This is a genomic window from Peribacillus sp. NPDC060253, from assembly GCF_042727425.1.
Lineage (GTDB): Bacteria > Bacillota > Bacilli > Bacillales > DSM-1321 > Peribacillus.
Genome location: NZ_JBHXAS010000011.1, coordinates 65,682 through 72,273, shown reverse-complemented (window position 1 = coordinate 72,273; position 6,592 = coordinate 65,682). Strand labels below are relative to the sequence as shown.

The 6,592-nt window shown below is 41.2% G+C and carries 4 protein-coding genes and 1 rRNA gene; all 5 read right to left on the bottom strand.

Annotation, left to right across the window (positions count from 1 at the left end; all coding sequences use genetic code 11):
- Positions 1–424, bottom strand: a 16S ribosomal RNA gene (locus ACFWE9_RS05045); the annotation flags it as partial.
- 323 nt (positions 425–747) lie between these two features.
- On the bottom strand, positions 748–1,638 hold the full coding sequence (locus ACFWE9_RS05040) for an HD-GYP domain-containing protein (RefSeq protein ID WP_377355859.1): 891 nt from the start codon (positions 1,636–1,638) through the stop codon (positions 748–750).
- On the bottom strand, positions 1,604–1,789 hold the full coding sequence (locus tag ACFWE9_RS05035; RefSeq protein WP_377355857.1) for a hypothetical protein: 186 nt from the start codon (positions 1,787–1,789) through the stop codon (positions 1,604–1,606). Before ACFWE9_RS05035 ends, ACFWE9_RS05040 begins: the two co-directional genes overlap by 35 nt.
- 216 nt (positions 1,790–2,005) lie before the next feature.
- On the bottom strand, positions 2,006–4,567 hold the full coding sequence (gene gyrA, locus ACFWE9_RS05030) for a DNA gyrase subunit A (protein ID WP_377355855.1): 2,562 nt from the start codon (positions 4,565–4,567) through the stop codon (positions 2,006–2,008).
- Between the two features lie 96 nt (positions 4,568–4,663).
- Positions 4,664–6,589: a DNA topoisomerase (ATP-hydrolyzing) subunit B gene (gene gyrB / locus ACFWE9_RS05025; RefSeq protein ID WP_230161661.1), complete on the bottom strand. Its 1,926-nt coding sequence runs from the start codon at positions 6,587–6,589 to the stop codon at positions 4,664–4,666.
- Positions 6,590–6,592: the final 3 nt, after the last annotated feature.

The window sequence follows — 6,592 nt, the reverse complement described above, 5'->3', positions numbered from 1 at the left end:
GCCTTCTTCGTTCACGCGGCGTTGCTCCGTCAGACTTTCGTCCATTGCGGAAGATTCCCTACTGCTGCCTCCCGTAGGAGTCTGGGCCGTGTCTCAGTCCCAGTGTGGCCGATCACCCTCTCAGGTCGGCTACGCATCGTCGCCTTGGTGAGCCATTACCTCACCAACTAGCTAATGCGCCGCGGGCCCATCTATAAGTGACAGCGTAAACCGTCTTTCCATCTTCTCTCATGCGAGAAAAGAACGTATCCGGTATTAGCTCCGGTTTCCCGAAGTTATCCCAGTCTTATAGGCAGGTTGCCCACGTGTTACTCACCCGTCCGCCGCTAATCTCAGGGAGCAAGCTCCCATCGATTCGCTCGACTTGCATGTATTAGGCACGCCGCCAGCGTTCGTCCTGAGCCAGGATCAAACTCTCCGAAGAAATGTTTGACTTGCTCATTTGCTTTTTTGATAGTGTGTGCTCACTTAAAATTTAACGTTGGCGCTTTGTTTTGTTCAGTTTTCAAAGAGCAATTTGTTATCGTTCGCTTAGAAACGACTTTAATAATATATCAACTATATTATTTTTTGTCAACAACTTTTTTCTTTCGCTGTCGACTTAGTTATTATATCTAGTATCGGAAACAAAAGCAAGAGTTATTTTAAAATAAATAAAATACATGAATCATAGCTAATAAAATATCAGCTGTTATCCTAATAAGAAGAAAAAGCTTATCTATTTAGGAGTAAACTTTTTCTTAATCATTAGAGTATTTCTTCAATATATAATTCCCGGTTTATCCCTAAATTGATTATTTGATCACTATCTTTTATCTTGATGACCGGTCTTGTTTGCGAGCTGGCATCAATAAAGATGATTTCTGCAATAAATCCATTGTTCAGCTTGACTCTGCTTCCTATGGAAAAATTAGCGAAGCTCGATAACAAGGTCTTCACTACTTCTATATCAAATTTACCGAAGTCATCATGTAAAATCATTTCTAATACTTTAAATGGTGACTGTTTCTTTCTATACGTCCTTTCGGAAGTCATGGCATGAAAGACATCTGCAACAGCTATGATTTTTGAGAATAAGCTCATGGGCTTTGTTTTCAAGCTTTTGGGATAACCTGTTCCATCCAACCTTCCATGGTGTTCTAGAATGGCTGTCTTCACACTATCCTTTATGATGGAACTACCTTTTATCATTTTGTAACTGAAAATAGGATGATTGTGAATCTCCTCATAATCCTCGACAGTCAGACTTTCGGTTTTAGTTAATAACCTTGGTGGCAGCTTTGCCATCCCACAGTCTGCCAGACAACCGCCGATAGCTACCTGATAGACATCCGCCCTATTGCATTTCATCTTAGAAGCAATATACGCTCCTATCAATCCAATTGAAATGGCATGGTGAAACAAATAGTCTTCTTTATTGCAATAGTGGTGTAGCATTAATATGTTGCCTGGTTCCTCTAAAGCTTTATCCACTAGAGGAATCACGATTAAACGAATCATGGCTACTTCCACTCTACTGCCTGCTTGCCAATTTTTAAATAACCGCTTATAGGTTTGTACTGATTTAAGATACAAATCCGTAAAATCCGAAAACTCTTCCATTTCATCCAATTCGGGATCTATCACTTCTTTCGCCAACGCTTACCTCCGTTATTAAAAATGCTTGTAAAGCCTCAATTAACTCCTTGGTCAATATTGTTTTTTCATTCATGATTGGACGGTCCGAGAGACCTCTAATCTCTCTTGAAAGTATGCAGCCTTCAATTAAATAGCGAGTTTTTACTAGCAAAACGTTTCACCTCAGTAGTTTTAATGAATACATTTTACTTTAAAAAACATGGTAATAACTATCTTTTTTTAGGGTTAAACACCCATAAAAATCAATTTCAGGAAAGATTTTTTTAAAAATAAAAAAGATGCATCAGGACTATTTACTTATTACCTGTGTCTAAAAACGAAAGAAAAAAAGACCCAGCATTATTGCTAGGTCTTTTCATGGATGAATTTATTCTTCCGTATCTTTACCAATTTCCTCGTTTTCGTTCATCACAGTAGGTTCAGAATTAGATTCTGGATCTATTGTTGTTTGGCCCTGCTCTAAATCTCTATCTATTTCTTCTTCTTCTTCTTCTTCTCTTCCAACGATGGCAACCGTCGAAACATATTCATTGTCTGCTGATTCAAGACGAATAAGCTTAACACCCTGTGTATTACGGCCAGTCTTAGAAATGCCTTCGACTTCCATTCGGATCAATACACCAGCAGCAGTAATCAGCATCAAATCTTCATCAACACCTGTAACGGTTTTCACGGCAATAAGTTTACCGTTTTTCTCCGTTACATTACATGTCTTTATCCCTTTGCCTCCGCGGCTTTGTATACGGTATTCCTCCGCAGAGGTCCGTTTACCATAGCCATTTTTCGTAACAATCAGCACTTCTTCATCATCTTCGAGTATTTCCATACCGACTACTTCATCATCCGCCCGTAAGGAAATCCCTTTCACTCCCGCTGCAGTACGTCCCATTGTCCGTACATCCGTCTCAGGGAAGCGAATCATCATCCCGTCTTTCGTTCCGATTATAATCTGTTTCTCCCCATTCGTAAGACGGACAGAAATCAATTCATCATCTTCACGTAAGCCTAAAGCAATTAGGCCATTATTACGGATATTTGCAAAAGATGAAAGAGGTGTACGCTTCGATATCCCATGTCTGGTCGTGAAGAATAAATACCAATCGTCGGCAAATTCCTTCACCGGTATGATTGCATTGACCCACTCACCTTTATCGACTTCCAACAAGTTGATAAGCGGCAATCCTTTTGCCGTCCTACCATATTCAGGTATTTCATATCCTTTGGAGCGATAGACTTTACCTTTGTTAGTGAAGAATAAAAGAGTGTCATGAGTTGAAGTGGTTAACAGGTGACCGACAAAGTCATCTGTGTTCGTACCCATACCCTGTATCCCTCGCCCACCGCGTTTTTGACTGCGGTACGTGGTAGCAGGCAAACGTTTAATATAACCATTGTGGGTAAGTGTCACGATTATGTTTTCCTCTGGGATTAAATCCTCATCTTCCAGGCTTTCAAAGCCGGCTAATGTGATTTCAGTTCTTCTTTTATCATTAAAACGTTCTTTAATTTCAAGAAGCTCCTCACGAATGATTTCAAGAACCTTTTCCTCATCAGCAAGAATGGCTTTATACTCTGCAATTATGGCCATTAATGCCTGGTATTCATCTTCAATTTTTTCACGTTCCAGACCAGTCAAGCGTTGTAAACGCATATCCAGGATAGCTTGCGCTTGTTTTTCAGAAAGTGAAAATTGTGTCATTAACCCTTCACGGGCAATTTCAGTAGTTTGGGAACTACGGATTAACGAAATGACCGCATCCAAATTATCAAGTGCAATGCGCAAACCTTCTAAAATATGGGCACGCGCTTCCGCTTTCCGTAATTCAAATTCCGTCCGGCGCCGTATGACTATCTGCTGATGCTCTAGGTAGTAGTGTAGGCATTGTTTTAAATTCAATACTTTAGGCTGACCGTCCACCAAAGCAAGCAGATTGATTCCAAAGGTTGTCTGCATGGCGGTATGCTTATACAGGTTGTTCAAAAGGACATTTGCATTAACATCCTTTCGAAGCTCCATGACAATACGCATGCCGTTGCGATCCGATTCATCCCGTAAGTCGGTAATGCCTTCGATTTTCTTATCTCGAGCAAGTTCTGCAATTTTTTCAATCAATCTTGCTTTATTCACTTGATAAGGAATCTCTTTAACAAGGATGACCTGTTTTCCATTAGGTTTCTCTTCAATCTCCACCCTCGCACGTTGAATGATTGAACCTTTTCCAGTTTCATAGGCCTTTCTAATGCCACTTCGGCCTAAAATTAAACCGGCTGTCGGAAAATCAGGGCCTGGAATGAATTCCATCAACTCTGGAATTGTAATATCCGGATTCTTGCTTATAGCCAATACGCCGTCAATTACCTCACCTAATTGATGGGGGGGAATATTGGTTGCCATCCCTACTGCTATACCAGATGATCCATTCACTAACAAGTTGGGAAAACGGGCTGGCATAACGGCTGGTTCTCTTTCTGAACCATCATAGTTATCTTGGAAATTAACCGTATCTTTATTTAAATCGCGAAGCAATTCCATCGAAATCTTCGACATTCTTGCTTCTGTGTACCTCATTGCGGCAGCTTGGTCTCCATCGACTGAACCGAAATTTCCATGGCCATCGACAAGCATATAGCGATAGTTAAAAGGCTGCGCCATCCGTACCATCGTTTCATATACAGCTGAATCACCATGCGGGTGATATTTACCGATTACTTCCCCGACAATACGGGCAGATTTTTTAAATGGTTTATCCGAAGTCATTCCAAGATCATTCATTGCATAAAGAATTCTTCGGTGTACCGGTTTTAAACCGTCCCTTACATCAGGCAAAGCCCGAGACACGATAACGCTCATCGCATAATCCAAAAAGGATGTCCGCATCTCGGTGCTTATATTTATTTCTTTTACACCTGATCTTTCATTTTCTGACATGGAGCCAACCTCCTATAAAAAGCTTATATCTCATTTAGTTTTAACTGTTCGTTCACTATGTAAAGAACAGGATGTAAAAAGCATCCTGTCAAAAAATCAGATATCGAGATTTTTTACATAAATTGCATTTTCTTCGATGAAGTTACGTCGTGGTTCTACCTTATCGCCCATCAACATCTCGAAAGTTTCGTCCGCCTCAGCAGCATCTTTCAAACTCACTTGGAGCAGGGTTCTCGTATCAGGGTTCATGGTCGTTTCCCACAATTGCTCTGGATTCATTTCCCCTAGCCCTTTATAACGCTGCAGGTTAGGCTTTGGAGTACTTGGCAAACTTGCTATGATTTCGTCAAGCTGGCGATCATTATAGGCATAATCCACTTTTTTCCCTTGTTGGATTTTGAAAAGCGGCGGCTGAGCAATATATATATATCCGTACTCGATAATTTTTCGCATATATCGGTAGAAGAATGTCAACATCAGTGTTCTGATATGGGCACCATCCACATCTGCATCGGTCATGATGACAATTTTATGGTATCTAGCCTTTTCAATATTGAATTCATCACCAATGCCTGTTCCAAGTGCTGTAATGATCGTACCTATTTCTTCGTTATGAAGGATTCTATCCAATCTTGCTTTTTCTACATTCAGGATTTTACCCCTTAGCGGCAAAATGGCTTGGAAATGGCGGTCCCGTCCTTGCTTTGCCGAGCCTCCCGCCGAGTTTCCTTCAACGATGTACAATTCACTGATACCCGGGTCCTTGGAAGAACAATCCGCCAATTTCCCTGGAAGATTGGATACTTCCAAAGCACTTTTCCTTCGAGTCAATTCACGTGCTTTCTTCGCTGCCATACGGGCTCTCGCTGCCATTTGCCCTTTATCTACAATTTTCCGGGCCACGGCAGGATTTTCGTATAAGAAGGAATCAAGTCGTTCAGAAAGAACGGAATCAGTAACCGTTCTTACTTCGGAGTTTCCGAGTTTGGTTTTTGTCTGACCTTCAAATTGTGGATCAGGATGCTTAATCGAAATGATTGCCGTTAAACCTTCACGGACATCTTCACCTGAGAAGTTGGAATCAGCTTCTTTTAAAAGACCATTTTTCCGTGCATAATCATTGATGACACGGGTTAAAGCAGTCTTGAATCCTGATTCATGTGTACCGCCTTCATAGGTATGAATATTATTGGCAAAAGAAAAGACATTGCTGATATAGCTGTCGTTATATTGGAGTGCCAATTCAACAGAAATTCCATCTTTCTCGCCTTCCATGAAAATCGGTTCCTCATGCAATACCTCTTTAGAACGATTCAAATGCTCAACATAAGATTTGATACCGCCCTCATAGTGGAAATCCCTGACTTTCTCTTCTTCCTCACGTTTATCTTCAATGATCAGTTTCAAGCCTTTATTCAAAAATGCAAGCTCACGTATTCGTGTGGCTAATGTATCGAAATCATATTCCAAGGTATCCGTGAAGATTTCACTATCAGGAATGAAGTGTACAGTCGTTCCGGTATGATCGGTTTCCCCGATAATTTTCAAATCTTCTTTAGGGATACCGCGGTTAAATTGCTGATAATGGATTTTGCCATTAAGATGGACATAAACTTCCAATACCGTGGATAAGGCATTAACTACTGAAGCACCCACACCGTGCAGACCACCGGAAACCTTGTAGCCCCCGCCGCCAAATTTACCGCCCGCATGAAGGACCGTCATGATCACTTCAACTGCTGGCCGTCCCATTTTTTCATGGATACCGACTGGAATTCCCCGGCCATTATCCACTACGGTTATGCTATTGTCTTCTTCGATTGTCACTTTGATTTCCGTACAGAAACCTGCTAGTGCCTCATCGATACTATTATCGACAATTTCCCAAACAAGATGGTGAAGTCCTTTTGCAGAGGTCGTACCGATATACATCCCCGGACGTTTACGAACTGCTTCTAAGCCTTCTAAAACCTGTATCTGATTCTCATCGTATGCCTGAGCTTGTACTTCTTTTTGTTCCATTGT

Coding starts and splice junctions, on each gene's coding strand:
- gyrA (WP_377355855.1), bottom strand. CDS start 4,567: ATGTCAGAAAATGAAAGATCAGGTGTAAAAGAAATAAATATAAGCACC.
- gyrB (WP_230161661.1), bottom strand. CDS start 6,589: ATGGAACAAAAAGAAGTACAAGCTCAGGCATACGATGAGAATCAGATA.